The organism is Phenylobacterium sp. NIBR 498073 (assembly GCF_027286305.1).
GTDB lineage: Bacteria > Pseudomonadota > Alphaproteobacteria > Caulobacterales > Caulobacteraceae > Phenylobacterium.
Map to the genome: position 1 here is coordinate 4,254,797 of NZ_CP114599.1, position 24,379 is coordinate 4,279,175.

Genomic DNA, 24,379 nt, shown 5'->3' on the forward strand with positions numbered 1-24,379 from the left:
CCAGTGACGGTTTATAAGAAGAAAATTTTCAGTTTTGTGACAATCGTCGCAATTTCATCCCTCGCCATGGGATGCGCCGCCATCGACCCGGAAAGCGTCTCGGACTCCGCCGGCATGACGCTGGGAACCGGGACCCCGGTGCTCGCGGCCGGCGAGACCGCGGCGGTCGGCACCACCGCGCGCGACGCGGCCGACGACCCGGAAATCTGGGCCGACCCGCGCGATCCCTCGCGCGGCGTGATCTTCGGCACCGACAAGAAGGCCGGGCTCTACGTCTACGACCTGGCCGGCAAGGATCGTCAGTTCCTGGCCGAGGGGCCGTTGAACAATGTCGACCTGCGGGACGGCTTCACCGTGAACGGCAAGGCCCAGGTGCTGGTCGGGGCCAGCGACCGCCGCGGGACGATCGCCTTCTATCTGCTCGATCCCGACAGCCTGGCGGTGACGCCCTGGGGCCGCACGCCGGTCAAGGTCAGCGAACCTTACGGCTTCTGCATGGGCAGGGTCGGCGGCGAGACGGTCGCGGTGATGGTCGGCAAGGACGGCGACGTCGCCCAGTTCACGGTCAGCGACCAGAGCGGCAAGCCGGCGGTGCGGCTGACCCGCAGCTTTGCAGTCGGCTCGCAGGCCGAAGGCTGCGTCGTCGACGATGCGGCGGGCGTGCTCTACGTCGCCGAGGAGGCCAAGGGCATCTGGCGCTACAGCCTCGACCCCGCCAGCGGCGGGGCCCGCACCCATTTCGCCCCTGCGCCCAGCGACATCCTCAAGCCGGACGTCGAGGGCCTGACCCTGCTGCGCGAGGGCGGCGCGACCTATCTGCTGGCCTCCAGCCAGGGCGACAGCGCCTTCGCTGTGTGGCGGGTGGACGGGGCCGAGCCGGCCTATGCCGGCCGCTTCTCGATCGTGCCGGGGGCGGGCGTGGACGCGGTCACCGGCACCGACGGTCTGGCCGCGCTGGGCGGCCCGGTCGGGGTGTTTCCCGAAGGCCTGATCGTGGTGCAGGACGACGCCGACACCGACGGCGAGACCACCGGCCCGCGCGCCCGCCAGAACTTCAAGCTGGTCGACTGGCGCGCCGTGAAGTCGGCGTTGGGGATCAGGTAACAGCCCTAGCTGTCATCCCGGCTTGCGAAGCAAGAACGGGACACATGAACACCCGATCTCTCAGTGCGTGCTCGGCGCCATCCGGCGCGAATGGGTCCCGGTCTTCAGCTACGCCGAAACCGGGATGACATTTTGAATCACGCCCCGCGCCGCCATTCCACGGCCATCTCCGGCTCTCGGAAGGCGAAGCGCTTGAGGTGGCTGTCCATCACCTTTTCCAGGCGCGACAGGCTTTCGGGATCGCCCGCGCGGGCCACCATCATCAGGGTCTCGGGCGCGGCGCGCAAAGCCGCCTCGCCCATTTCGAAGGTGATCTTGCCCTCGTGGTCGTTCCACTCGGCCGGGACCTTGTGGCCGAAGTGCTTGCAGAGCTGCACCATGTAGCGGCCGGCGTTGGCCGTGGGCACCGTGGCGCTCGATTTCATGACGGCCTCCATCTTGCTCAGGCCTTCTCGATCTTGGCGACCGCCTCGTCGATGGCCGCGACGATCGCGTCCACCTGCGCCTCGCTCGGGCGTTCGCTCGAGAGCTTCATCCGCACGGCCATGGCCAGGTTCTGCATGGCCCGGGCCACGCGGGGCGAGGCGCGCGGCGAGGATTCCGCCGCTTCGTCCAGTCGAGCGAAAACCGCGTCCACCGCCGGCTTGTTCCGCTCCAGCGCTTCGAGGCCGGTCTCGGTGATCTCGTAGGCCTTGCGTCCGCCCTCGGCGCCGGTCGGGCGGGCGAAGCCCTCGTCTTCCAGCAGGCTCAGGGTCGGATAGATCACGCCGGGGCTCGGACGATACGATCCGCCGGTGCGTTCTTCGAGGGCGCGGATCAGCTCATAGCCGTGGCTCGGCTTGTCCTTCAGCAGCGCCAGGATGACGAAGCGCAGGTCGCCGTGCTCCAGCAGGCGGCCGATGCGCGGACCGCCGCGACCGCGGCCGCCCCAGTGCTCGCCGCCGTAGCCAAAGCCGCCGCCGAACGGGCCGCGGCCGCGATGCTCGCGATGAGCTTTCCAATGATGATGTCGATGCATTTTCGATCCTATTTCGATATGTCGCAATCGCAGATATATCGGAGGCGGATCGGAATTCAAGATATATCTAAGATGTCTTCTGAGCGATCAGGTCCGCAGGGTCTCGGCGAGCAGCCGGCCTTCCGCCGCGCGGCTGGAGCCGGCGCGCCAGGCGACGACGATCTCGCGGGTCGGGTGGGCGGCCTCCAGCGGCATCACCGCCACGTCCGCCGCCTCGGTCAGGCCGGCCGCCACCGCCATGGCCGGCAGAAAGGTGACCCCCAGGCCCGAGCCGACCATCTGCACCAGGGTCGGCAGCGAGGTCGCCGCGAACGCCTCCTCCTCGCCGGTCGCCCGGGGCGGCTGCAGCCCGCAGGCGGCCAGGGCGTGGTCGCGCAGGCAATGGCCGTCCTCCAGCAGGATCAGGTCCTCGCTTTCCAGCGCCGAAGGCGGGGCGGCGGCCTGCCGCGCCAGCGGATGGCTGCGCGGCAGGGCGGCCAGCAGTTCGTCGTCCGAGACGTGGGCGTGGGCAAGGCCGCTCATGTCGTAGGGCAAGGCGATCAGGGCGGCGTCCAGCTGGCCGGCCTTGAGCAGCGCGATCAGCCGATGGGTGAGGTCCTCGCGCAGATAGAGCCGCAGCTTCGGGAAGCGCGCGCGCAGCAGCGGCAGCGCCCGCGGCAGCAGGAACGGGGCGACCGTCGGGATCACCCCCAGCCGGAAGCGGCCGGTCAGCGGCTGGCCGGCGTTGCGGGCCGACTGCACCAGCTCCTCGGCCTCGTTGAGGATGGTCGTCGCCTTGCCGAGCGCCACCTCGCCGATCGAGGTCAGGATCACCCCTGAGCGGGCGCGGTCGACGACCGGGCCGCCAAGGATCTTCTCCAGCTCCTGCACGCCGGCCGAGAGCGTCGGCTGGGTGACGTGGGCGGCGTCGGCCGCGCGCCCGAAGGAACCGTGCTCGGCCAGGAGCTTGAGGTACTGGAGCTGTCGCAGGGTGGGCAGGTTCATGCCCACAAGATAGGAATTTTCTATCCGAAATCCAGAAACTATCGATTGGCCTTTTGTGCGCTGCAGCACTATCTGACTGCCACGGCTTCGGCCGAACAGTTCAATTCAATTGGAGAGATCGATGCTCGGCGTTGGTGAAAAGCTTCCGGAATTCAAGGTCGTCGGCGTGAAGCCGAAGTTCAACCGTCACGAAGAAAACGGCGAAAGCGCGTTCGAGACCGTCACCAACGAATCGTTCCCCGGCAAGTGGAAGGTCATCTTCTTCTACCCGAAGGACTTCACCTTCGTTTGCCCGACCGAGATCGCCGAGTTCGCCCGCCTGAACCCGCAGTTCGAAGAGCGCGACGCCGTCGTGCTTGGCGGCTCGACCGACAACGAGCACTCCAAGCTCGGCTGGCGCCGTGAGCACCCGGACCTGAACAGCCTGGCGATCTGGAACTTCGCCGACAACAGCGGCAAGTTCGCCCGCGCCCTCGGCGTGCTGAACGAAGACGAGGGCGTCGCCCTGCGCGCCACCTTCGTGGTCGACCCGCACAACGTCGTGCAGCACGTCTACGTGACCAACCTGAACGTGGGCCGCGCTCCGGCCGACACCCTGCGCGTCCTCGACGCGCTGCAAACCGACGAACTCTGCCCGTGCAACCGCGCGGTCGGCGGCGAGACCCTGGCGGCGTAAGCCTCTCCAGCGGACGGGCGGGTCTCGCGGCCTGCCCGCACGCCGTCAAAGTCCGGGCGCGCGCTCCTCCCCGCGCCGCCCGGACGCCTCTTTCCCCCTTTATCCTGGCGTAGGCCTCGCCGAGACTGGCGAACGCACCTGCACGCCTGAAGTTTGGAGAACGCCATGTCGCTCGACGCCCTGCGCGAGACGCTGCCCGCCTACGCCAAGGACCTCAGCCTCAACCTGTCGAGCCTGGCCAACGAGACCCTGCTCACCGACCAGCAGAAGTGGGGCGCCTTCGTCGCCTCGGCCCACGCGGTGGGGGTGCCGGCGGTGATCAAGGCGGTCGACGCCGCCGCCGCGGCCGCCGGCCTCTCGGCGGAAGCGGCGACCGCGGCCAAGGCCGCCGCCGCCATCATGGGCATGAACAACGTCTACTACCGCTCGCTGCACCTGCTCTCGAACCCCGAGTACAAGACCCTGCCGGCCAAGCTGCGGATGAACATCCTGGCCAACCCGGGCGTCGAGAAGGTCGATTTCGAGATGTGGTCGACCGCCGTCTCGGCGATCAACGGCTGCGGCATGTGCCTGGACGCCCACGAGTCCGAGCTGAAGAAGCACAGCGTGCCCAACACTTCGATCCAGGCGATGCTGCGCATCGGCGCGGTGGTCAACGCCGTCAGCCGCGTGATCGCCGCCGAGGCCGCCTCGGCCGCCTGACGCCGATCGGCATCGATCGACCTCCTTTCCGCCCGCCCGGCCCATAGCCAGGCGGGCGGAATCATTTTCCGAATGCCGCCTCCACCCGGGAGCCGCCATGTCCGTGTCAGACCGTATCCGCGTGCGCGACGTGCGCCTGCTGTCCGACAACTGGTACGTGCTGAAGGCCACGACCTTCGACTGGCGGCGGGCCGACGGAAGCTGGCAGACCCAGAGCCGCGAGACCTACGACCGCGGCAACGGCGCGGCGCTGCTGCCCTACAATCTCGCCGCCCGCACGGTCGTCCTGACCCGGCAGTTCCGCTATCCCGCCTATGTGAACGGCTACGACGACCTGCTGATCGAGGCCCCCGCCGGCCTGCTCGACAACGCCTCGCCCGAGGAACGCATCCGCGCCGAGGTCGAGGAGGAGACCGGCTACCGGCTGGGCGAGATCCGCAAGATCTTCGAATGCTTCATGAGCCCCGGCTCGGTGACCGAGAAGCTGCACTTCTTCGTCGGCGAATACGACGCGGCCATGCGGGTCGGCGACGGCGGCGGGCTGGAGACCGAGGGCGAGGAGATCGCCGTCCTGGAGCTGCCGTTCGATCAGGCGATGACGATGATCGGCACGGGCGAGATCGCCGACGCCAAGACCATCATGCTGCTGCAGTACGCCGCGCTGAACATCTTCAGGTCCTAGACGCCGAGCGCCCGCGCCAGCCGCGTCACGCCCGGCGCCATCATCCGCTCCGGAAAGCCGGAGAAGCCGAGCATCAGTCCCTGCCGGGGCGGCGCCTGGCGATAGAGCCGGCTGATCGCCCGCACGCTGACCCCGCCGGCGGCGGCCGCAGCCTCGACCTCAAGGTCCGAGCCGCCCCCCTTCAGATAGGCGATCAGGGTCATGCCCTGGTCGGGGACGTCGACCTCCAGCAGATCGCCGAGCTGGCTCTCCAGCGCGCCGGCCAACGCGTCGCGCTGGGCCTTGTAGGCCAGCCGCCGGCGGCGGATGTGGGCGGCGAAATGGCCCTCGCGGAAGAAGTCCAGCACGATCGCCTGGGTCAGGGTCGGCGGCTGGCGGTCCATCAGCTGGCGGGCGTTGGCCAGGGCCCCGGCCAGCGGCTTGGGCGCGACCATGTAGCCCATGCGCAGGCCCGGAAAGAGCGCCTTGTTGAGGGTGCCGACATAGATCACCCGCTCGCCGCCATCGAGGCCCTGCAGCGATTCCAGCGGCGGGCCGGAATAGCGGAACTCCGAGGCGTAGTCGTCCTCGACGATCCAGGCGCCGGCCGCCCGCGCCCAGGCCAGCAGCTCCATCCGCCGGCCCATCGAGAGGGTCATGCCCAGCGGATACTGGTGCGAGGGGGTCACGAAGGCCACGCGCGCATCCGCCGCCACCTCGACCCCGGCGGCGACCACGATCCCGTGGCGGTCGACCGGGGCGTGGAAGATGTCGGCCCCCATCGCCGCCAGGGCGTGACGGGTGGCCGGATAGCCGGGGTCCTCCATCCACACCCGGTCGCCGTCCTTCAGCAGAACCCGGGCGGCGATGTCGACCGCATGCTGGGCGCCGGCGGTGACGATCACCTGGTCGGGCTCGCAGATCACCCCGCGCGCGGCCCGCAGATAATCGCTGATCGCCGCGCGCAGGGCGCGGTCGCCGCGGGGGTCGGAATAGCCGAAGTGGACCGGATCGAGATGGCGCAGCGCCCGCCGGGTCGAGCGCGACCAGGCGTCCAGTGCGCGGGCGTCAAGCAGGGTGCGGCCGGTGGTGAACAGCCGCTGCTCGGGCTGCGGCGTCGGCAGCGCCGCCTCGTCCAGCTCGCGCACCCGCGCCGGCACCAGCGCCGGCTCGTGCGAGCCGGGGGCGGCCGGCTTCAGCTCGGCGACGCCGGAGAGGTCGCCCGAGACATAGGTGCCCGAGCCCGGCCGCCCGATCGCGTAGCCCTCGGCCAGCAGCAGGTCGTAGGCGGCGACCACCGAGGCCCGCGCCACCCCCAACCGCCGCGCGAAGTCGCGGCTGGACGGCAGGCGTTCGCCCGGCTTCAGCGCGCTCTGCATGATCGCGCCGCGCACCTGGTCGTAGATCTGGCGGATGACCGGCTCGCCGGCCGTCGGTCCGCGCCAGGGATAGATGTCGGCCCAGCTCATCAGCGTGCTCCGTCCCAAGTGGTCTGAGCAAATAGCCAATACTGGATCGTCATGACAGTCCGCAAACGGACTAGACCGGCGGGCGAGAGGAGCGTGCCGCATGAGCCAATTCACCCCGACCCCGCGCTCGCGCGCCCGGCGCAAGCCCGACCGCGCCGCCTATGACGAAGCCGCGGTGTTCGCCGTTCTCGACGCCGGCCTGCTGTGCCACGTCGGCTACGTGATCGACGGCCAGCCGTTCGTCACCCCGACCACCTACTGGCGCGAGGGCCGCAAGCTCTACTGGCACGGCTCGGCCGCCAGCCGGATGCTGAAGGCGCAAGGCTGCGGCCTGCCGGTCTGCGTGACGGTCACCCATGTCGACGGCCTGGTGCTGGCCCGTTCGGGCATCGCCCACTCGATGAACTACCGCTCGGTGATGGCCTTCGGCCGCGCCCGGCTGATCGAGGGGCTGGCCGCCCGCCGCGCAGCGATGGAGGCGTTCATCGACCGGCTCTACCCGGAGCGCTCGGCCGAACTGCGCCCGCCGACCGACAACGAGATCCTGCAAATCGGGCTGGTCGAGATGACCATCGAGGAGGCCAGCGCCAAGCAGCGCGACGGCGGCGTCAACCGCATCGCCGCCGACGACGACTGGACCGCCTGGAGCGGGGTGATCCCCGTCGAGACCCGGCTCGGCGCGCCGATGGCCGACGCCCAGCAGAGCGCGGGCGCGGCGCCCTCGCCGAGCCTGAGCCTCTACAAGCCCGGCGCACGCCTCGACAACGTGTTGAGCAAGGCGGCGCGGGGCTAAGAAATCTCCCTCCCCTTCATGGGAGGAAGATAGCTACTCCGGCTTGCCGCTCTCGACGTATCGCTTCAGCCGCGCGACCTGCTGGCCGAGCACGCCGTCGACCGGGGCGGCCCAGGTCTGGGCCAGCCCGCCCTTGGCGTAGCCGCCGACGTCGTAGGTCAGGACCAGCTGCGTGCTGTTCGGATCGGCCGTCTTGCCGAACGACAGCCCCAGATGCCCGCTCGCCCCGGTGGTCGCCAGCGGCCCCAGCGCCCCGGCCAGCCGCAGGGCGTCCGGCGCCGAATAGACCAGGGTCATGTGCCGCACGAGCCCGTCCGGCAGCTTCTCGCAGAAGCAGCCCGCCGCATCGATCGAGAGATTGTCCGCATCGCCCGAATAGGTGTGGCTGCTGCTCCACCACCTGCCGATGTCCAGCGCCGCGGCGCGGACCTTAGCCGGCGGCGCGGCGATCAGGGCGACGTGGCGGACCTGGAACCCGGCCGTGCCCTGGTCGGCGACCTCGGCGTGCGAGCGGCCGGCGGCCAGCAACAGCACAGCGACAATCGCGAGCCTTTTCATAAGCTTGAGCCTCCCTAAGCCTTCTCGAAGCTTAGCGGCCCTCCCCAGAAGGTCTCAACCAGCAAGTTCTGGGTTCCCGGCTCGCCGGTGGTGATGAACCGCCGCCCGGCGTCCTGTCCGGTCCGGTACTCGGGATGCTTGGCGAGATAGGCCTCCAGCGCATCGGCGGTCGCCTGCGGCTGGTGGATCAACGGCGTGCCGGGCTTCAGCGCCGCACGGAAGATGTCGGCGATGATCTCGTAATGGGTGCAGCCGAGGATCGCGCGGTCCGGCGGGCGGCCGACCCGGGTGGTCACCGCCGCGACATGGGCCTCGACCGCCTGGGCCAGCTCGACCGCGCCGGCGCCGTTCTCGATCATCCGCGCCAGTTCGGGGCAGGGCTCGGCGAACACCGCCACGTCCTGGCGGCGCTTGTCGATCTCGATCTCATAGACCCGCGAGCGGGCGGTGGCCGGGGTGCAGAACACCGCCAGGATGTCCAGTTTCTCGACCTTCTCGCCGCGGCGCTCGGCCTCGTGCTCCCAGGGCATGCCGGTGGCCGCCTCGATGGTCGGGACGATGATGCCCAGCACGTTGACCGGCCGGCCCAGCGCCTTGCGGTAGCCGGGCAGCCAGGTCTGCTGCAGCCGGCGCAGGGCGATCGCCGAGGCGGTGTTGCAGGCCAGCACCACCAGGTCGCAGCCGAGGTCGAACAGTCGCTCGCACCCGGCCCGGGTCAGGTCGACGATCTCCTCGCCGGTCCGCCCGCCGTACGGCGCGTTGGCCTGGTCGCCCAGATAGATGAAGTCGGCCTGCGGCAGCCGCTGCACGAGCGCGCGGTGCACGGAGAGCCCGCCCACGCCTGAATCGAAGACGCCAATGGCCATGACCATGGATGTAGCCGGGCCCGCCGCAGCCGTCCATGCAGGCGTTCGCCGAACCTCGCAATTTCAAATTGACATGCATGTCAGGCTGACATATCCGTCAGACCAAGCGTTACAGTGTGGTGTGTACATCCAGCGGACGGCCCGAGACGCAGGCCGGCCGCGCATCGTTCTTTCTTCCGCGTCGCCCAACTGGACCCGAAGACCCAAGCAGCCATGGCCCTCCCCGCCCGCGCCCCCACCTCTCCCGACGCCCCGTCGCCGACCTGGCAGATCGGGGTCGAGGTCGACCTCGCCACCGCGCTCGCCCTGTCGCGCGCGGCGACCAAGGCGTTGCTCGAGCTCTCGCCGCTCGCGCACCGCGAGATCACCGCCGCCCTGGAACACGAGATCGAAGTGCTCGAGCGCCAGAGCGATCCCCTGTCGCTCGCCGCCGCCAATGCGGTGCGCCAGTATCTGCCCGAGGCCGCCTGACTTCCCGGCGCCCCATGCGGGTCAATCTTGAGGCCCGGGCCGCGGCGGCCGAGCAGCGCAAGGCGCAGACGCGCGAGCGCCTGCTCGACGCTGCGATCGCGGTGATCGGCGAAAAGGGCCCCGACGCCTGCTCGATCGAGGACTTCGTGGCCGCCGCCGACGTCTCGCGCGGGACGTTCTACAACTACTTCCCGACCGCCGAGGAACTGCTGCGCGCGGTGCGCCGCAAGATCACCGCGGCGCTGACCGCGGTGCTCGACGCGCGGCTGCCGGCCAGCATGTCGGTGTCGCTGCGCCTGGCCACCCGCCTGCACAGCTACATCCTGTCGGTCAGCCGCGACCCGGCCTGGGGTTGGATGACCGCCCGCCTGGACGCCTCGCGGCTGGAGCGGACCCCGGTGCTCGAGGCCAATCTCGACCTGATGTTCTACGAGGGCGTCTCGCGCGGCGAGTTCCGCGACATGGACCCGGCCGCCGTCCGCACCCTGGTGTTCGGCGCCAGCCGCATGGTCCAGCGCGACATCCTGATGGGCCTCTCCAGCCCCGAGCACGCCATCCAGGTGGTCGCCCTGGTGCTCAACGCCTGCGGCCGTCCCTACGAGTCGGCATTGGCCGTCAGCCGCGAGGGCGCCGCCGTCGCCCTGGAGATCCACGCCGTCCTCGACGCGGCCTGACGTCACATTACGACCCTGTCATGTGACGTCGGTGCGGCTTGACCTTAAGGTCGCCGGCTTCCGACCAATTTCTCCTGGAGTCCCCATGAAACGGCGCACGTTCCTTGCCGCCTCCGGCGCGCTCGCCGCCGCCTCGGCCCTGCCGGCCGCCGCCTTCGCGCAAGGCGCCGCCGCGGCCAGCGCCCTGACCGCCGCATGGACCGGCCCCTTCGGCGGCGTTCCCGCCTTCGACAAGGTCGCCGTCGCCGACTTCCCCGCCGCCTACGAGCTGGCCATGAAGACCGAGCGGGGCGAGATCGACGCCATCGCCGCCAATCCGGCGCCGGCCGACTTCGACAACACCATCGCGGCGCTGGAGCGCTCGGGCGACCTGATCAACCGGGTCGGCATGTTCGGCGGCGTCTGGTCCTCGACCCTCTCGACCCCGGAGCTGCGCGCCCAGGAAAAGGTGCTGAACCCCAAGCTCGCCGCCCATAGCGACGAGACCCTGCAGAACGAGAAGCTCTTCGCGCGCATCGAGGCGGTCTATGAGGGCCGCGCCAAGCTGACCCCCGAGCAGCAGCGCCTGACCTGGGTCTACTGGAACCGCTTCGTGCGCGCCGGCGCCAAGCTGTCGCCCGCCGACAAGAAGCGCGTGGCCCAGATCAACCAGGAACTGGCGGCCCTGTTCACCAGCTTCAGCCAGAACCTGCTGGCCGACGAGACCGACTACGTCCTCTACCTGCGCACCGAGAGCGAGCTGGCCGGTCTGCCCGACGACGTCCGCGCCGCGGCCGCCGTCGCCGCCGAGGAGCGCGGCAAGAAGGGCGAGTGGGCGATCCTCAACACCCGCTCGTCGATGGACCCGTTCCTGACCTATTCCAGCCGCCGCGACCTGCGCGAGAAGGTCTGGCGCACCTATTACAGCCGCGGCGACAACGGCGACGCCAAGGACAACAACGCCAACATCAAGAAGATCCTGAAGCTGCGCTTCGAGCGCGCCCAGCTGCTCGGCTATGCGACCCACGCCCACTGGCGGCTGGAAGCGGCCATGGCCAAGACGCCGGAAGCGGCCATGGAGCTGATGACCCGCGTGTGGCCCTCGGCCATCGGCCGGGTCAAGGAAGAGGTCGCCGAGATGCAGGCGATCGCCGACAAGGAACGGGCCGGCATCCGCATCGAGCCGTGGGACTATCGCTACTACGCCGAGAAGGTCCGGGCCGCGCGCTACGACCTCGATATGAACCAGATCAAGCCGTACATGCAGCTGGAGAAGCTGCGCGAGGGCATGTTCTGGGCCGCCGGCGAGGTCTACGGCTTCGAGTTCGTGCAGGTCGCCGACATTCCGGTCGCCCACCCCGACATCCGCGTCTGGGAGGTCAGGAAGGCCGGCCAGCACATCGGCCTCTGGTACTTCGACCCCTATGCGCGGGCGGGCAAGCGCTCGGGCGCCTGGATGAACGCCTATCGCCGCCAGGAAAGGTTCGACAGGCCGATCACCACGATCGTCTCGAACAACTCGAACTTCGTGAAGGGCGCGCCCGGCGAGCCGGTGCTGATCTCCTGGGACGACGCCGAGACCATGTTCCACGAGTTCGGCCACGCCATCCACGGCCTGAACTCCGACGTGAACTATCCTTCGCTGGCCGGCACCGCGGTGCCGCGCGACTACGTCGAGTTCCCCAGCCAGATCAACGAGCACTGGCTGCCGACCCAGCAGGTGCTGAGCAAGTACGCCCTGCACCACAAGACCGGCGCCCCGATCCCGCAGGCGCTGGTCGACAGGCTGGAAAAGGCCAAGACCTTCCGCCAGGGCTTCGACGTCACCGAGTACCTGTCCTCGGCCCTGATCGACATGAAGCTGCACCTGGCCGGCGGCGCCGACATCGACCCCGACGCCTTCGAGCGCGACGAGCTGGCCAAGCTCGGCATGCCGAGCGAAGTGGTCATGCGCCACCGCACCCCGCAGTTCGGCCACGTCTTCGCCTCGGACGGCTACTCGGCCGGCTACTACAGCTACCTGTGGTCGGAGACCCTGGCCCTCGACGTCGTCGACGCGTTCAAGAGCGCGCCGGGCGGCATGTACGACAAGGCGATGGCGACGAAGCTGCACGACAACGTCATGAGCGTCGGCAACTCCATCGATCCGGCGATCGCCTACCGCACCCTGATGGGCCGCGACGTCGACGTGAAGGCCTACCTGCGCGACAAGGGCTTCCCGACCGCCTGACGGCGGCAGGCCGCAGCTCGGCTCGCGCCGGGCTGCGGCGACCTGCTACTGGCCTTCCCGCGGCTTTTCGGCGGTCTTCACCGCGCAGCCCTTGTAGGTCGTCCCGCCCAGCGCGACCTCGGCGGCCAGCGGATAGGTCAGGTCCGACATGCCGTCCGAGCAGCCGGCCTGCTCGCTCAGCGTGACCTTGATCGGCCGCGGCCCGTCGGCGCTCTCCCAGACCGCCTTGCCGCCATCGACCACCCCGCCCTTGTTCGGGAAGGCGATATTGGCCTCGGGGGTCGAGAACTCGATCTGCCCCTCGCGGATCTTCACCGCCCAGAACGGCTCGGTCCCGTGGGCGTCCAGGTCGCCCTGGAACGCCGCGGGCAGCGCGGCCGCAGGAGCCGGGGCCGGAGCCGGCGCGTCGGCCGGCGGCTGGGCCACCGACCCGTCGGGCGCCTGCGGCTGGCAGGCGGTCAGGGCGACGGCGGCGAGGGCCAGGAGAACGGCGCGCATGGTGAGGTTCCTTTTCGCTAGTGATCGGCCGCCCGGCCCTGCAGGCGCGAGGCGCAGCCCTGCAGAGTCGTCTCGCCGAGCGTGACCATGGCCACATACGGATAGAGCAGGTCGGAGGTTCCGTCCCGGCATTGCCCTTCGTCCAGCAGGGTGACGATCAGGGCCTGGCCGTCCACGGTCGTCGACCAGACCGCGTTGGGCTCCTCGCCGAGCATGCCGGGATTGTCGACCACCACGGGAGCATGCCCCTCCAGTTTCAGGGTCAGCTTGTCGGCGCGGATCGTCAGCGACCACGGCGGGCGCATGCCGGTCGCGTTTATATCCCCCACGAAGGGGTTCTCCGGCGGCGGCGGCTCGTCGATGCGCGCATCGTCGCCACCCTGCCGCTGGCAGGCGCTCAGCGCCAGGATGGCGGCTGCGGCAATGAGGGCGCGGCGCATGATGGCGTCCGTACACATGACGGTTAGACTTCCCTGCAGATGAGTCGGGCGCTTTCCTTCTACGAATTTTTCGCCGGCGGCGGCATGGCCCGCCTCGGCCTGGGGCCGGCGTGGACCTGCGCCTTCGCCAATGACTTCGATCCCCTGAAGGCGGCGACCTATCGCGCCAACTTCGAGGGCGCCGCCGAGCATTTCCACGAGGGCGACGTCTGGGCGATCGATCCGACCGCCCTGCCGCCGCACGCCGATCTCGCCTGGGCCTCCTCGCCCTGCCAGGACTTCAGCCTCGCCGGCGCCCGCGCGGGCCTCGCCGGCGGACGCTCCTCGGCCTTCTTCGGCTTCTGGCGGCTGATCCAGGCGCTGGGCGAGGCCGCCCCCCGCGCCGTGGTCATCGAGAACGTCAGCGGCCTGCTCACCTCGCACGGCGGGGCCGACTTCACCGCCCTCTGCCAGGCGCTGGCGGACCAGGGCTACGCCTTCGGGGCGCTGGAGATCGACGCCGCCCGCTTCACCCCGCAATCGCGGCCGCGGGTCTTCGTGATCGCCACCCGCGCGCCGCCCGCGCCCGGCCTGACCGGCGAGAGCCCGTTCCAGACCCGCGCGGTGCGTGAGGCCCACGCCCGGCTGCCCGAGCACCTGGCCCGACGCTGGATCTGGTGGCGCGGCGCGGCGCCCGCCGCCCGCAACACCGACCTCGCCGCCCTGTTGGAGCCCGACGACGCCGTCGCCTGGCGCGCGCCCGACAAGACCGCCGCGCTGCTGGCGCTGATGGCCCCGCAGCACCTGGCCAAGATCGAGGTCGCGCGGCGCACCGGCGCCCGCCAGGTCGGCGCGGTCTTCCGGCGGATGCGGGTCGAGAACGGCCAGCGGGTGCAGCGCGCGGAGGTCCGCTTCGACGGCCTGGCCGGCTGCCTGCGCACCCCGCGCGGCGGCTCCTCGCGCCAGACCCTGGTGGTGGTCGAGCACGGCCAGGTCCGCAGCCGCCTGGTCTCGCCGCGCGAAGGCGCCCGGCTGATGGGCCTGCCGGACGGCTACGCCCTGCCGCCCGCCGCCACCGGCGCCCTGCACGTGGTCGGCGACGGGGTCGTGGTCCCTGTGGTCCGCTGGCTGTCCGAGCAGATCCTCGAACCGTTGCTCGCCCGCCAGGCGGCCGTCGCCGCCGAATAGCCAGGCTGGCGCACGAAACAGAAGAAGTGCGCTTCCAAATCTCCACTGGGCGCTTAGGTTGGCGGCACAGCTAAACCGACGAGAGAGCCATGGCCGACTCCACCTACGACGCAGCCCGCTACAAGCGTTCCGGCCGCGGCAAGATCTTCGATTCCGTCATCGACCTGATCGGCGACACCCCGCTGGTCCGCCTGCCGAACCTGACCAAGGCGCTGAAGCCCAAGGGCGAGGTCGTCGCCAAGCTCGAGTTCTTCAACCCGCTGGCCTCGGTCAAGGACCGCATCGGCGTGGCGATGATCGAATGGCTGGAAGCGACCGGCAAGCTGAAGCCCGGCGGCTCGATCGTCGAGCCGACCAGCGGCAACACCGGCATCGCGCTGGCCTTCGTCGCCGCCTCCAAGGGCTATCCGATCACCCTGGTCATGCCGGAAAGCATGTCGATCGAGCGTCGCAAGATGCTGCTGATCCTCGGCGCCAAGCTCGAGCTGACCCCGGCCGAGCGCGGCATGGCCGGCGCCGTCGCCCGCGCCCGCGAGATCGTCGAGGCCACCCCCGGCGCGGTGATGCCCCAGCAGTTCGACAACGAGGCCAACCCGCTCATCCACCGGGTCTCGACCGCCGAGGAAATCTGGAACGACACCGACGGCAAGGTCGACGCGGTGATCTCCGGCGTCGGCACCGGCGGCACCATCACCGGCATCGGCCAGGTGCTGAAGGCCCGCAAGCCGTCGGTGAAGATGGTCGCGGTCGAGCCCGAGGCCTCGCCCGTGCTCTCGGGCGGCCAACCGGCCCCGCACAAGATCCAGGGCATCGGCGCGGGCTTCGTGCCCTCGATCCTCGACCGCGGCGTGATCGACGAGATCATCCAGGTGTCGAACGACGACAGCTTCGCCATGGCCCGCCGCGTGGCCAAGGAAGAGGGCCTGCCGGTCGGCATCTCGTCGGGCGCGGCCCTGACCGCCGCCTTCGACCTGGCCTCGCGCGACGAATATGCGGGCAAGCTGATCGTGGCGATCATCCCCAGCTTCGCCGAGCGCTACCTCTCCACCGCGCTGTTCGAAGGGCTCTAAGCCCCTGAGGATCGCGGTCGTCGGATGCGGCGTCGCCGGCATGGCGGCGGCGCGCGCCCTGGCGCGCAAAGGTCATGCGGTGACCTTGCTGGAGGCGTTCCAGCAGCCGCGTCCGCTCGGCTCGGGGCTGCTCCTGCAGCCCTCGGGCCTGGCGGCCCTGCGCCAACTGGGCCTCGCCGAGCAGGTCGTCGCCCGCGGCGCGCGGGTCGAGCGGCTGGATGGCCGCGACCTGCGCGGCCGGCTCATCATGGATATGCGCTACGCCGACTGGCGGCCGGACGCCTTCGGGGTCGGCGTGCATCGCGCCACTCTGTTCGACATTCTGCATGACGGGCTGGAGAGCGCCGGCGTCGCGCTGCGCACCGGCGTCGACGTGGCGAGCTTCGAGCACGGCGCCGCCCCGGTCCTGGTCGATACGGCCGGCGCGCGCCACGGCCCCTTCGACCTGGTGGTCGTGGCCGACGGCTCGGCCTCGCGCCTGCGCGCGCAGCTGCGCCCAGGCGCCAAGGCCCCGGTCTATCCTTGGGGCGCGGTCTGGGCCAACGCCGGCGACGAGGCCGGCGCCTTCGCCGGGTCGCTTTCCCAGCGCTATGATCGCGCCTCCACCATGATGGGCGTGCTGCCGATCGGGCGCGGTCCTGACGGCGGGCGGGCCGAATTGGTCAGCTTCTTCTGGTCCTTGCCGGTGACGCAGATGGACGGGTTTCTCAGCGGCGACCTGGCGGAGTGGCGCCGGCGCGCGGTCGCCATGTGGCCGCAGGCCGCGCCGATCATCGAGCAGTTCCAGGACCCGGCGCAGTTCTCCCGCGCCAGCTATCGCGATGTCCGGGTCGGCCGCTGGTCGCAAGGCCCGTTCGTGCTGATCGGCGACGCCGCCCATGGGACCAGCCCCCAGCTCGGCCAGGGCGCGAACATGGGGATCATCGACGCCGTCGAGCTGGCCGAGCGGCTGGGCGAGGACGCCCCGCGTTCGGTCCGCGGCTTCCAGGCCGCGCGCCGCCGCCACGCCGGGCTCTACCAGTTCATGTCGCGCTGGCTGACGCCGATGTTCCAGTCCGGCGGCTGGCTGGGCCCCTTCGTCCGCGACGCGGTCTTCACGCCGATGTCCAAGGCGCCGGGCGGCCGCCAGATCGCCGCGCGGGTGCTGACCGGGACCCTGCGCCTGGGCCGAACCCCGAAAGGCCTGCGGCCGTGAGCGACGTCTTCACCCCCGAAAAACGCTCGGCGGTGATGGCCCGCGTGAAGGGCAAGAACACCACGCCCGAGCTCAAGGTGCGCAAGGCGCTGACCGCGCTCGGCGCCCGTTACCGCCTCAACCGCAAGGACCTGCCCGGCACGCCCGACATCGTCCTGCCGGGGCGGCGGCTGGCGATCTTCGTGCACGGCTGCTTCTGGCACGGCCACGACTGCCCGCGCGGCGCGCGGACGCCCAAGGCCAACCGGGAATACTGGACCGCCAAGGTCGCCCGCAACGTCGCCCGCGATCAGCGCACCTCGGGCGAGCTGTCGGCCGCCGGCTGGCGCGTCGAGACCCTCTGGGAGTGCGAGCTGAAGGACGGCGCGGCGCTGAGCGAGCGGCTACAGCGCCTCCTCCAACAAACCCCGCTCACCCCACGCTCACCTCGGTCTTCACCGAATTGGCGATGAAGCACTCCTCGTGCGCTTCGTGGTGCAGATGGGCCAGCATCTCGGCATTGGGCGCCTCGCCGTCCCACTCGATCTTCGGCGACAGCGTCACCTTGGTGACCGCCATCTTGCCCGGCGCGATCTCCTCCATGATCCCGCTGGCGTGGTCGCGATAGGAGGTGACCACGAACCCGGCCAGCCGCGCCTTATGCAGGAAGGTCAGCATGTGGCAGTTCGACAGCGCCGCCACGAACATCTCTTCCGGGTCGACCGCCTCCTGCACCGCCCACTTGCCGACCACGTGCGGCGAGGCCGAGGCCGGCACGATCAGCCCGCCGTCAAAGCTGATCACATGGCCGCGGCTGTAGCGGCCCTTGGCGAAATCCTCGCCCTCGCGCAGGCTCCAGGCGACGTCGGCGGTGTAGGCGGCCATCAGAACGCCTCCGCCGGCAGCGCCATCATCAGCTCCGAGCCGGTCTTCAGCTTGGCCAGGTGGCCGCCGGTCTCGGGCAGGATGCGCTCGACATAGTAGCGGCCGACCACCAGCTTGTTGGCGTAGAACGGGTCGCTTTCGCCGCCATCCTTGTCTTGGGCAGCGATCTTGGCCTGTACGGTCTTGGCGATCTGCGCCCACATGTAAGCCAGCGCCGTCAGCCCGAAGAGGTGCATGTAGTCGGTCGAGGCCGCGCCCGCATTGTCCGGGTTCATCAGCCCGTTCTGCATCAGCCACATGGTGGCGTCCTGCAGCTCGCCCTTGGCCTTAGCCAGGCCGTCCAGGAACGGCTTCAGCTCCTTGTCCGCGCCATTGGCTTCGACGAAGGCGTCGATCTCGGCGAAGAAGCTCATCACCGCCCGGCCGCCCTGGGCCGCCAGCTTGCGTCCGACCAGGTCCAGCGCCTGCACCCCGTTGGTGCCCTCGTAGATCAGGGCGATGCGCACGTCGCGCATGTACTGGCTGACCGGGAAGTGCTCGGTGAAGCCCGAACCGCCGTGCACCTGCACCGCATTGGAGCAGATCTGCAGCCCCTTGTCGGTCAGGAAGCCCTTCACCACCGGGGTCATCAGCGCCATGTAGTCGCCGGCCTTCTGGCGCACCGCCTCGTCGGGGCTGGCGTGGGCCAGGTCGCCCTGCAGCGCGGTCCAGAACAGGAAGGCGCGGCCGCCCTCGATCAGCGCCTTGGAATCCATCAGCATCCGCCGCACGTCCGGGTGGACGATGATCGGGTCGGCCGGGCCGTCCGGGTTCTTCGGCCCGGTGAGCGAGCGGCCCTGCAGCCGCTCCTTGGCGAAGGTGGCGGCGGCCTGATAGGCGGCCTCGGCCTGGGCCACGCCCTGCAGGCCGACCCCGATCCGCGCCTCGTTCATCATCACGAACATCAGCGACAGGCCCTTGTTCTCCTCGCCGACCAGCCAGCCGAGCGACTCCTCGTGCCGGATCACGCAGGTGGCGTTGCCGTGGATGCCCATCTTCTCTTCGAGGCCGTCGCAATAGACGCTGTTGCGCGCGCCCGGCTTGCCGTCGGCGTCCGGAATGAACTTCGGGACGATGAACAGGCTGATGCCGCGGGTGCCCTCCGGGGCGCCCTCGATCCGCGCCAGCACCAGATGGACGATGTTCTCGGCCATGTCGTGCTCGCCGCCCGAGATCCAGATCTTGCCGCCCGTGATCTTGTAGGTCCCGTCGCCCTGCGGAACCGCCTTGGTGCGCAGCAGGCCGAGGTCCGTGCCGCAGTGCGGCTCGGTCAGGTTCATGGTGCCGCCCCACTGGCCGCTCGCCAGCTTGGGCAGATAAAGATCCTTCTGCGCGTCCGAGCCGCCGTTCAGGATCGCCGAATAGGCGCCGTGGGTGAGGCCCGGATACATCGAGAAGGCCATGTTGGCCGACGAGCTCATCTCCGAGAACGACAGGTTGACCACGTGCGGCAGGCCCTGGCCGCCATAGGCCGGCTCAGCCCCCAGCGCCGGCCAGCCGCCCTCGACCAGCTGGGCGTAGGCCTGCTTGAAGCCGGCCGGGGTGGTGACCGTGTGGTCCGGGTTCCAGACGCACCCTTGCTTGTCGCCGACGCTGTTCAGCGGGGCCAGCACCTCGCCCGTGAAGCGGCCGGCCTCCTCGACGATCTGCGAGACGACGTCCATCGAGGCTTCGGCGAAGCCTGGCAGGTTGGCGTACTTCTCGATCTCCAGCACGTCGCGCAGCAGGAACAGGTGGTCGCGTACGGGGGGCTGATAGGGCATGTCCGCTCCAATGACGGGCCGGTGACGGCGAAAGGGGCTCCCGACCGCGTCGAAAGCCCCGAAAGATTATCGTGGTTGCAGGCGCACAGCGAACCGTGATCGGCGATTACTTGGCGTGTTCCAGATCGCCCAGCCGCTCGCGCAGTACCTGGTCGTAGTCGGCCGCGCGCGGCAGCAGGTCGGGGCGCGTGGCCGCCAGGCGCTGCTCCAGCGCGTCGCAGCCCTTGCGCAGTTCGTCGATCGCCTGCTCGATGTCGTTGCGCTGGGCCTCCAGCTCGACGATCCGCTCACGGAACTTGACTAGCGACTTGGCGTTCTGCGCCGCCCCGCCGTCGTTCAGCTCGTAGAGATCGAGGATCTGGCCGATCTCGGCCAAGGCCAGGCCCACCCGCTTGCCGCGCAGGATCAGCTGCAGCCGGGCGCGGTCCTTGTAGGAATAGACCCGGTTCATGCCGTCCCGCGCCGGCGAGATCAGGCCCTTGTCCTCGTAGAAGCGCAGGGCGCGCGGGGTGCACTTGAACTCCAGGCACAGCTGGCGAATCGTGAAGGTGCGATTGGGCCGACGAAGGTCAGTGGCCATGCGGCGCCCTCCCTGGACGCTGTCGTTTATATTGGCTGACACCGTAAGTCGGTGCTTACGTTTACGTCAAGGTGATCAATGATAACCCGCGCATGAGGTCGCGCCCTGGACCGCGCGGTTGGAACGACCCTAGGTTGGTCGCGCAAAGGGGGCGTTTTCATGGTTCGATTTGGTTTGCTGTCCACGGCTTCGGCCGCGGCGATGTCGATGTGCCTGGCGCTTGCGCCGCCCGCCGCCGCCGCGCCCGACAAGCCGCCCGCCGCCATCGCCGGCGCCGTGCGCCAGGACGGCCTGCTGCCGGTCTATGTCGACAAGGCCAAGGGCCGCATCCTGCTGTCGCTGCCCGCCCCGGACGCGCAAGGCGTCAGCGGCCGCTTTCTCTATGTCACCGCGCTGAAGACCGGCCTCGGCTCGGCCCCGGTCGGCCTCGACCGCGCCCGCATCGGCGAGGCCCAGGTGCTGGCCTTCCGCCGCATCGGCCGCAAGGTGGTGGCCGAGTTCGAGAACCATAAGTTCCGCGCCGCCGGCGCTCCCGACGCCGAGCAGGCCGCCGCCCGCGAGGCCTTCTCGGTCTCCACCGTCTGGGCCGGCGAGGTCGTCGAGACCACGGCCGACGGCCGCATCCTGGTCGACATTTCAAGCTTCCTGACCCGCGACGGCATCGGCGTCGCCGACGCCCTGAAACAGGCCGGCGAGCCCGGCTACAAGCTGGTTCCCGACCTCTCCATCGCCGACCCCGGCGCGGTGAAGGTGTTCCCCGAGAACCTCGAGTTCGAGGCCCGCCAGACCTACGCCTCCGACACCCCGGGGCCGGAGGTGCGCAACATCGCCCCCGACCCCAAGCTGATCACCTTCGAGGTCCGCCACAGCCTGGTGAAGCTGCCCGAGCCCGGCTACCAGCCGCGCGCCTTCGACCCGCGCACCGGCGGCTTCTCGACCATGGTGCTCGACTACGCCGCCCCGCTCGGCGAGGAGATCGTCCAGCGCTACGCCAACCGCTTCCGGCTGGAGAAGACCGACCCGGCCGCCGCCCGCTCGCCGGTCAGGAAGCCGATCGTCTTCTATGTCGACCGCGCCGCGCCCGAGCCGATCCGCAGCGCCCTGGTCGAGGGCGCGGCCTGGTGGAGCCAGGCGTTCGAAGCCGCGGGCTTCATCGACGCCTTCCAGGTCAAGGTGCTGCCGGAGGGCGCCGACCCGCTGGACGTCCGCTACAACGTCATCAACTGGGTCGACCGCGCCACCCGCGGTTGGTCCTACGGCCAGGCCGTGGTCGATCCGCGCACCGGCGAGATCGTCAAGGGCTCGGTGCTGCTGGGCGCCCTGCGGGTGCGCCAGGACATGCTGATCTTCGAGGGCCTGGTCGGCGCCCACCACAACGGGACCGGCGGCCCCAACGATCCGATCCAGGTGTCGCTGGCCCGACTGCGCCAGCTCTCGGCGCACGAGGTCGGCCACTCGATCGGCTTTGCGCACAACTTCGCCGGCTCGACCCAGGACCGCGCCAGCGTCATGGACTATCCGGCCCCGCGGGTGCTGCTGAAGGACGGCCGCATCGACCTCTCCGACGCCTACGGCGTGAACATCGGCGGCTGGGACAAGTTCACCGTCGACTGGCTCTATGGCGAGGACGGCGAGCCCGCCCTGCGCAAGATCAAGGCCTCGGTCGACCAGGGCCAGCGCTACGTCACCGACGTCGATTCCCGGCCGCTGGGCGTCGCCCAGCCCTGGGGCAGCCTCTGGGACGACGGCGCCGACCCGGCCGCCGAGCTGACCCGCATGATGGCCGTGCGCCGCGCCGCCCTCGACCAGTTCGGCCTCGGCGCGCTGAAGCCCGGCGAGCCGGTGGCCAACCTCAAGCGCAAGTACGTGCCGATCTATCTGCTGCACCGCTATCAGCTGGAGGCGGCCAGCAAGCTGCTCGGCGGCGTCGACTTCGCCTACGCGGTGATCGGCGACGGCCGCGAGACCTCGCCGCCGGTCCCGGCCGCCCAGCAGCGCGCCGCGCTCGCCGCGCTGCTCGCCACGCTCGATCCCAAGGCGCTCGATACGCCGGAGACCCTGACGGCGATGCTGTCCTCGGCCCAGTCGGGCGATCCGGACCGCCAGTACGTGATCGAGGTCTTCGCCACCGCCGGCGGCCCGGTGTTCGATCCGCTGGTCGCCGCCGAGGTCGCCGCCGGCCTGACCCTCGACAACCTGCTGGCCCCCGACCGCATGGCGCGGCTGGTCGATCAGCACCGGCGCGATCCGGCTCAGCTCGGCGTGGGCGAGATGCTGGACCGGCTGATCGACACCGCCTTCGCCCCGGCCGCCGGCCGCCTGGGCGAGATCTCGCGGCGGGTTCAGACCCGGCTGGTGCTGAATCTGGCCAACGCCGTGCGTGACCCCAAGGTCTCGCCGGCCGTCGGCTCGGAGATCAGCGCCCGGCTTGCGGCCCTGCCCGCCCGGCTCAAGGGCGGCGCCGACCCCGCCGACCGCGCCCACCGCCAGCGGCTGATTGCGCTGCTCGGCGACCCGGCCCTGCTGGCCGAGCTGTCGGAACCGAAGCTGAAGCCCCAGACCCCGCCCGGCATGCCGATCGGCGACGGGGATTTCGGCGGACGCTAACTGGGTGTCATCCCGGTTTCGGCCGGCAGGCCGAAGACCGGGACCCATGAACACCGGATGGGTCAGAATGGGGCGGGGCGTCGACGGAAACTCGAGCCGTCGGCGTCAATGGGTCCCGGACAGCCGCTGCGCGGCTTCCGGGATGACACGCGGCTCGGCGACCTAAGCCGCCGCCAGTTCCCCGGCCAGCGCCTGCTCGATCAGCGCAATGGTCCGCTCCAGGCCGAAGATCGCCGCGAACGAGCCGAAGCGCGGGCCCTGGCTCTGGCCCAGCAGCACCTCGTAGAGCGCCTGGAACCAGGCCCGCAGCGGTTCGAACCCGGCGGTCTTGCCGACCTCGAACACCTCGTTCTGGATCGTCTCGGCGTCGGCGTCGGCCGGCAGCGCCTTGAAGCGGGCCAGCAGGTCCTCCATCGCCGCCCGCTCCTTGTCGTCGGGGCTGCGGAACTTCTTCGAGGGCTTCACGAAGTCCTCGTAGTAGTTGATCGCATAGCCGATCAGGCGGTCGAGCATCGGCTCGGTCTGGGCGTCCGCGCCCGGCATGTAGCGCGAGACGAAGCCCCAGAGGATGTCCTTGGTCGAGGCGTCGGCCGCCGACACCAGGTTCAGCAGCAGCGAGAACGACAGCGGCGAGCCCTTCTCCGGCGGCGCCCCGCGATGGACGTGCCAGGCCGGGTTGTCGATCGCCGTGGCGTTGCTGGTCGCGCGCGCCTTGTTGAACGCCTCCAGCTGCTGCAGGTACTCGTCCGTCGCCTTCGGGATGACGTCGAAATAGAGCCGCTTGGCCGACTTCGGCGACTGGTACATGTAGTAGGCGAGGCTCTCGGGCGCGCCGTAGCGCAGCCACTCCTCCATGGTCAGGCCGTTGCCCTTGGACTTGGAGATCTTCTGGTTGTTCTCGTCCATGAACAGCTCGAAGTGGAAGGCCTCCGGCGGCGTCCCGCCCAGCACCTTCACCAGCTTGTTCGAGACCCGCACGGAATCGACCAGGTCCTTGCCCGAGGCTTCGAAGTCGACGCCCAGCGCGTACCAGCGCGCGGCCCAGTCGGGACGCCACTGCAGCTTCACATGGCCGCCAGTCACCGGGACTTCGGTCAGGGTTCCGTCCTCGTCGGGGAAGGTGATGGTGCCCTTCTCGACGTCGCGACTGAGCGTCGGAGCCTGCAGCACCCGGCCCGACTTCGGGCTGACCGGCAGGAACGGCGAATAGGTCGCGCGGCGCTCCTCGCCCAGGGTCGGCAGCATGACGCCCTGCACCGCGTCGAAGCGGGCCAGGATCTTCAGCAGCACCTCGTCGAACCGCCCCGACTTGTAGGTCTCGGTAGACGACATGAACTCGTAGTCGAAGCCGAAGCCGTCGAGGAAGGCGCGCAGGCGGGCGTTGTTGTGGGCCGCAAAGCTCTCGTACTCGCCGAACGGGTCGCGCACGGCCGAGACCGGCTTGTCGCGGTCTTCCTCCAGCATCTCGCGGTTGGGCACGTTGTCCGGGATCTTCCGCAGCCCGTCCATGTCGTCGGAGAACACGATCAGCTTGGTCGGGATGGCGTCTTCGGTCAGGGCGCGGAACGCCGTGCGCACCATGGTCGGGCGCGCGGCCTCGCCGAACGTGCCCATGTGCGGCAGGCCCGAGGCCCCGAACCCGCACTGGAACACCACCGGCTGGGCCAGCACCGGGAAGGTGCTCACCGCCTCGTCGGCCTTGCCCTGTGCGATCAGGCTGGCGGCCAGGTCGCGCTCGGCGTCGCTGAGCCGAAGTTTGAGCGTCCGATCCAGCAGGATGCGGGCCTGTTCGAAGGGCCAGCTTTTCGCTTCGCGCGCCTGGGCAGAGAGGCCGCGCAGGGAGGGGTTCTGGATCGAGGTGTCGGACATCTGCGCGGCCTAACGCCAGTAGCCGCTCGCCTCAAGCAGACTTTTGCGCTCATCATCGTCGCGGAGCTGTCATGCAACCGGCGCAAAAGCCCGGCCAGTCGC

25 protein-coding genes are annotated in these 24,379 nt (G+C 70.0%); 13 read left to right on the forward strand and 12 right to left on the reverse strand.

Annotated elements, in window-relative coordinates:
• Positions 1-36 precede the first annotated feature (36 nt).
• Positions 37-1,104 (forward strand): phytase, encoded by a 1,068-nt coding sequence (locus O4N75_RS21095; RefSeq protein ID WP_269627351.1) that lies wholly within the window; start codon positions 37-39, stop codon positions 1,102-1,104.
• A 137-nt stretch (positions 1,105-1,241) separates the two neighbouring features.
• Here the strand turns inward: O4N75_RS21095 and O4N75_RS21100 are convergent, their stop codons facing one another.
• The 3 genes from O4N75_RS21100 to O4N75_RS21110 all read right to left on the reverse strand — a co-directional run bounded on the left by O4N75_RS21100 (position 1,242) and on the right by O4N75_RS21110 (position 3,106).
• Positions 1,242-1,529, reverse strand: coding sequence for a DUF2218 domain-containing protein (locus O4N75_RS21100; protein WP_269627352.1), 288 nt, complete (start codon positions 1,527-1,529; stop codon positions 1,242-1,244).
• A 17-nt stretch (positions 1,530-1,546) separates the two neighbouring features.
• The gene (locus O4N75_RS21105; RefSeq protein WP_269627353.1) at positions 1,547-2,122 is read right to left on the reverse strand and encodes a PadR family transcriptional regulator; all 576 of its coding nucleotides are present in this window, start codon (positions 2,120-2,122) and stop codon (positions 1,547-1,549) included.
• An 87-nt stretch (positions 2,123-2,209) separates the two neighbouring features.
• The gene (locus tag O4N75_RS21110; RefSeq protein WP_269627354.1) at positions 2,210-3,106 is read right to left on the reverse strand and encodes a hydrogen peroxide-inducible genes activator; all 897 of its coding nucleotides are present in this window, start codon (positions 3,104-3,106) and stop codon (positions 2,210-2,212) included.
• Between the two features lie 121 nt (positions 3,107-3,227).
• On the opposite strand from O4N75_RS21110, the gene O4N75_RS21115 reads away from it, so the two are divergent.
• From O4N75_RS21115 to O4N75_RS21125, 3 genes are all read left to right on the forward strand, one after another.
• Positions 3,228-3,782 (forward strand): peroxiredoxin, encoded by a 555-nt coding sequence (locus tag O4N75_RS21115; protein WP_267233706.1) that lies wholly within the window; start codon positions 3,228-3,230, stop codon positions 3,780-3,782.
• A 165-nt stretch (positions 3,783-3,947) separates the two neighbouring features.
• Entirely contained in the window at positions 3,948-4,484 is a 537-nt protein-coding gene (locus O4N75_RS21120; protein WP_267233705.1) for a carboxymuconolactone decarboxylase family protein, read from the forward strand.
• Positions 4,485-4,581: 97 nt separating this feature from the next.
• Positions 4,582-5,166: an NUDIX domain-containing protein gene (locus tag O4N75_RS21125; RefSeq protein WP_269627355.1), complete on the forward strand. Its 585-nt coding sequence runs from the start codon at positions 4,582-4,584 to the stop codon at positions 5,164-5,166.
• Here the strand turns inward: O4N75_RS21125 and O4N75_RS21130 are convergent.
• Positions 5,163-6,614, reverse strand: coding sequence for a PLP-dependent aminotransferase family protein (locus tag O4N75_RS21130; RefSeq protein WP_269627356.1), 1,452 nt, complete (start codon positions 6,612-6,614; stop codon positions 5,163-5,165). The genes O4N75_RS21125 and O4N75_RS21130 overlap by 4 nt on opposite strands.
• 100 nt (positions 6,615-6,714) lie before the next feature.
• On the opposite strand from O4N75_RS21130, the gene O4N75_RS21135 reads away from it, so the two are divergent.
• The gene (locus O4N75_RS21135; protein ID WP_269627357.1) at positions 6,715-7,407 is read left to right on the forward strand and encodes a pyridoxamine 5'-phosphate oxidase family protein; all 693 of its coding nucleotides are present in this window, start codon (positions 6,715-6,717) and stop codon (positions 7,405-7,407) included.
• Between the two features lie 33 nt (positions 7,408-7,440).
• On the opposite strand, the gene O4N75_RS21140 is transcribed toward O4N75_RS21135, so the two are convergent.
• Together O4N75_RS21140 and O4N75_RS21145 are read right to left on the reverse strand one after the other, a co-directional pair.
• Positions 7,441-7,965: an ATPase gene (locus O4N75_RS21140; protein WP_269627358.1), complete on the reverse strand. Its 525-nt coding sequence runs from the start codon at positions 7,963-7,965 to the stop codon at positions 7,441-7,443.
• Between the two features lie 14 nt (positions 7,966-7,979).
• A complete protein-coding gene (locus O4N75_RS21145) occupies positions 7,980-8,831 on the reverse strand; it encodes an aspartate/glutamate racemase family protein (RefSeq protein WP_269629406.1) in 852 nt (283 codons plus the stop codon).
• A gap of 213 nt (positions 8,832-9,044) precedes the next feature.
• Between O4N75_RS21145 and O4N75_RS21150 the strand changes: the two genes are divergently transcribed.
• From O4N75_RS21150 to O4N75_RS21160, 3 genes are all read left to right on the forward strand, one after another.
• The gene (locus O4N75_RS21150) at positions 9,045-9,302 is read left to right on the forward strand and encodes a hypothetical protein (protein WP_267233700.1); all 258 of its coding nucleotides are present in this window, start codon (positions 9,045-9,047) and stop codon (positions 9,300-9,302) included.
• 14 nt (positions 9,303-9,316) lie between these two features.
• The gene (locus tag O4N75_RS21155; protein ID WP_269627359.1) at positions 9,317-9,976 is read left to right on the forward strand and encodes a TetR/AcrR family transcriptional regulator; all 660 of its coding nucleotides are present in this window, start codon (positions 9,317-9,319) and stop codon (positions 9,974-9,976) included.
• 85 nt (positions 9,977-10,061) lie between these two features.
• The gene (locus O4N75_RS21160; protein WP_269627360.1) at positions 10,062-12,185 is read left to right on the forward strand and encodes a M3 family metallopeptidase; all 2,124 of its coding nucleotides are present in this window, start codon (positions 10,062-10,064) and stop codon (positions 12,183-12,185) included.
• A 45-nt stretch (positions 12,186-12,230) separates the two neighbouring features.
• Here O4N75_RS21160 and O4N75_RS21165 read toward each other — a convergent pair whose 3' ends face one another.
• Together O4N75_RS21165 and O4N75_RS21170 are read right to left on the reverse strand one after the other, a co-directional pair.
• Positions 12,231-12,683, reverse strand: coding sequence for a hypothetical protein (locus O4N75_RS21165; RefSeq protein ID WP_269627361.1), 453 nt, complete (start codon positions 12,681-12,683; stop codon positions 12,231-12,233).
• A 17-nt stretch (positions 12,684-12,700) separates the two neighbouring features.
• Positions 12,701-13,123 carry a hypothetical protein gene (locus O4N75_RS21170; protein ID WP_269627362.1) on the reverse strand — a complete coding sequence of 141 codons (423 nt, stop codon included), beginning with the start codon at positions 13,121-13,123 and terminating at the stop codon, positions 12,701-12,703.
• A gap of 39 nt (positions 13,124-13,162) precedes the next feature.
• Here O4N75_RS21170 and O4N75_RS21175 point away from each other — a divergent pair, with 39 nt between their 5' ends.
• The 4 genes from O4N75_RS21175 to vsr all read left to right on the forward strand — a co-directional run bounded on the left by O4N75_RS21175 (position 13,163) and on the right by vsr (position 17,007).
• Entirely contained in the window at positions 13,163-14,290 is a 1,128-nt protein-coding gene (locus tag O4N75_RS21175) for a DNA cytosine methyltransferase (RefSeq protein WP_269627363.1), read from the forward strand.
• 89 nt (positions 14,291-14,379) lie between these two features.
• Positions 14,380-15,360 (forward strand): cysteine synthase A, encoded by a 981-nt coding sequence (gene cysK / locus O4N75_RS21180; RefSeq protein WP_267233695.1) that lies wholly within the window; start codon positions 14,380-14,382, stop codon positions 15,358-15,360.
• Between the two features lie 10 nt (positions 15,361-15,370).
• Positions 15,371-16,555: an NAD(P)/FAD-dependent oxidoreductase gene (locus O4N75_RS21185; RefSeq protein ID WP_269629407.1), complete on the forward strand. Its 1,185-nt coding sequence runs from the start codon at positions 15,371-15,373 to the stop codon at positions 16,553-16,555.
• Positions 16,552-17,007, forward strand: coding sequence for a DNA mismatch endonuclease Vsr (vsr, locus tag O4N75_RS21190; RefSeq protein ID WP_269627364.1), 456 nt, complete (start codon positions 16,552-16,554; stop codon positions 17,005-17,007). Before O4N75_RS21185 ends, vsr begins: the two co-directional genes overlap by 4 nt.
• On the opposite strand, the gene O4N75_RS21195 is transcribed toward vsr, so the two are convergent.
• The 3 genes from O4N75_RS21195 to O4N75_RS21205 form a co-directional block, all read right to left on the reverse strand.
• A complete protein-coding gene (locus tag O4N75_RS21195; RefSeq protein WP_269627365.1) occupies positions 16,967-17,419 on the reverse strand; it encodes an OsmC family protein in 453 nt (150 codons plus the stop codon). The genes vsr and O4N75_RS21195 overlap by 41 nt on opposite strands.
• Positions 17,419-19,221 carry an acyl-CoA dehydrogenase C-terminal domain-containing protein gene (locus tag O4N75_RS21200; protein WP_269627366.1) on the reverse strand — a complete coding sequence of 601 codons (1,803 nt, stop codon included), beginning with the start codon at positions 19,219-19,221 and terminating at the stop codon, positions 17,419-17,421. Before O4N75_RS21200 ends, O4N75_RS21195 begins: the two co-directional genes overlap by 1 nt.
• Before the next feature lie 106 nt (positions 19,222-19,327).
• A complete protein-coding gene (locus O4N75_RS21205) occupies positions 19,328-19,801 on the reverse strand; it encodes a MerR family DNA-binding transcriptional regulator (protein WP_267233691.1) in 474 nt (157 codons plus the stop codon).
• A 159-nt stretch (positions 19,802-19,960) separates the two neighbouring features.
• Here O4N75_RS21205 and O4N75_RS21210 point away from each other — a divergent pair, with 159 nt between their 5' ends.
• Positions 19,961-22,408: a zinc-dependent metalloprotease gene (locus O4N75_RS21210; RefSeq protein WP_269627367.1), complete on the forward strand. Its 2,448-nt coding sequence runs from the start codon at positions 19,961-19,963 to the stop codon at positions 22,406-22,408.
• A 162-nt stretch (positions 22,409-22,570) separates the two neighbouring features.
• Here the strand turns inward: O4N75_RS21210 and O4N75_RS21215 are convergent, their stop codons facing one another.
• A complete protein-coding gene (locus O4N75_RS21215) occupies positions 22,571-24,277 on the reverse strand; it encodes a lysine--tRNA ligase (protein WP_269627368.1) in 1,707 nt (568 codons plus the stop codon).
• Between the last annotated feature and the right edge of the window lie 102 nt (positions 24,278-24,379).

What these genes read in the sequence shown, in the direction of transcription:
- O4N75_RS21115 (WP_267233706.1), top strand. Translation starts at nt 3,228, where the DNA reads ATGCTCGGCGTTGGTGAAAAGCTTCCGGAATTCAAGGTCGTCGGCGTG.
- O4N75_RS21175 (WP_269627363.1), top strand. Translation starts at nt 13,163, where the DNA reads ATGAGTCGGGCGCTTTCCTTCTACGAATTTTTCGCCGGCGGCGGCATG.
- O4N75_RS21195 (WP_269627365.1), bottom strand. Translation starts at nt 17,419, where the DNA reads ATGGCCGCCTACACCGCCGACGTCGCCTGGAGCCTGCGCGAGGGCGAG.
- O4N75_RS21160 (WP_269627360.1), top strand. Translation starts at nt 10,062, where the DNA reads ATGAAACGGCGCACGTTCCTTGCCGCCTCCGGCGCGCTCGCCGCCGCC.
- O4N75_RS21110 (WP_269627354.1), bottom strand. Translation starts at nt 3,106, where the DNA reads ATGAACCTGCCCACCCTGCGACAGCTCCAGTACCTCAAGCTCCTGGCC.
- cysK (WP_267233695.1), top strand. Translation starts at nt 14,380, where the DNA reads ATGGCCGACTCCACCTACGACGCAGCCCGCTACAAGCGTTCCGGCCGC.
- O4N75_RS21140 (WP_269627358.1), bottom strand. Translation starts at nt 7,965, where the DNA reads ATGAAAAGGCTCGCGATTGTCGCTGTGCTGTTGCTGGCCGCCGGCCGC.
- O4N75_RS21205 (WP_267233691.1), bottom strand. Translation starts at nt 19,801, where the DNA reads ATGGCCACTGACCTTCGTCGGCCCAATCGCACCTTCACGATTCGCCAG.
- O4N75_RS21145 (WP_269629406.1), bottom strand. Translation starts at nt 8,831, where the DNA reads ATGGCCATTGGCGTCTTCGATTCAGGCGTGGGCGGGCTCTCCGTGCAC.
- O4N75_RS21120 (WP_267233705.1), top strand. Translation starts at nt 3,948, where the DNA reads ATGTCGCTCGACGCCCTGCGCGAGACGCTGCCCGCCTACGCCAAGGAC.
- O4N75_RS21135 (WP_269627357.1), top strand. Translation starts at nt 6,715, where the DNA reads ATGAGCCAATTCACCCCGACCCCGCGCTCGCGCGCCCGGCGCAAGCCC.
- O4N75_RS21200 (WP_269627366.1), bottom strand. Translation starts at nt 19,221, where the DNA reads ATGCCCTATCAGCCCCCCGTACGCGACCACCTGTTCCTGCTGCGCGAC.
- O4N75_RS21130 (WP_269627356.1), bottom strand. Translation starts at nt 6,614, where the DNA reads ATGAGCTGGGCCGACATCTATCCCTGGCGCGGACCGACGGCCGGCGAG.
- O4N75_RS21105 (WP_269627353.1), bottom strand. Translation starts at nt 2,122, where the DNA reads ATGCATCGACATCATCATTGGAAAGCTCATCGCGAGCATCGCGGCCGC.
- O4N75_RS21210 (WP_269627367.1), top strand. Translation starts at nt 19,961, where the DNA reads ATGGTTCGATTTGGTTTGCTGTCCACGGCTTCGGCCGCGGCGATGTCG.
- O4N75_RS21150 (WP_267233700.1), top strand. Translation starts at nt 9,045, where the DNA reads ATGGCCCTCCCCGCCCGCGCCCCCACCTCTCCCGACGCCCCGTCGCCG.
- O4N75_RS21125 (WP_269627355.1), top strand. Translation starts at nt 4,582, where the DNA reads ATGTCCGTGTCAGACCGTATCCGCGTGCGCGACGTGCGCCTGCTGTCC.
- O4N75_RS21155 (WP_269627359.1), top strand. Translation starts at nt 9,317, where the DNA reads ATGCGGGTCAATCTTGAGGCCCGGGCCGCGGCGGCCGAGCAGCGCAAG.
- O4N75_RS21100 (WP_269627352.1), bottom strand. Translation starts at nt 1,529, where the DNA reads ATGAAATCGAGCGCCACGGTGCCCACGGCCAACGCCGGCCGCTACATG.
- O4N75_RS21165 (WP_269627361.1), bottom strand. Translation starts at nt 12,683, where the DNA reads ATGCGCGCCGTTCTCCTGGCCCTCGCCGCCGTCGCCCTGACCGCCTGC.
- O4N75_RS21215 (WP_269627368.1), bottom strand. Translation starts at nt 24,277, where the DNA reads ATGTCCGACACCTCGATCCAGAACCCCTCCCTGCGCGGCCTCTCTGCC.
- O4N75_RS21170 (WP_269627362.1), bottom strand. Translation starts at nt 13,123, where the DNA reads ATGCGCCGCGCCCTCATTGCCGCAGCCGCCATCCTGGCGCTGAGCGCC.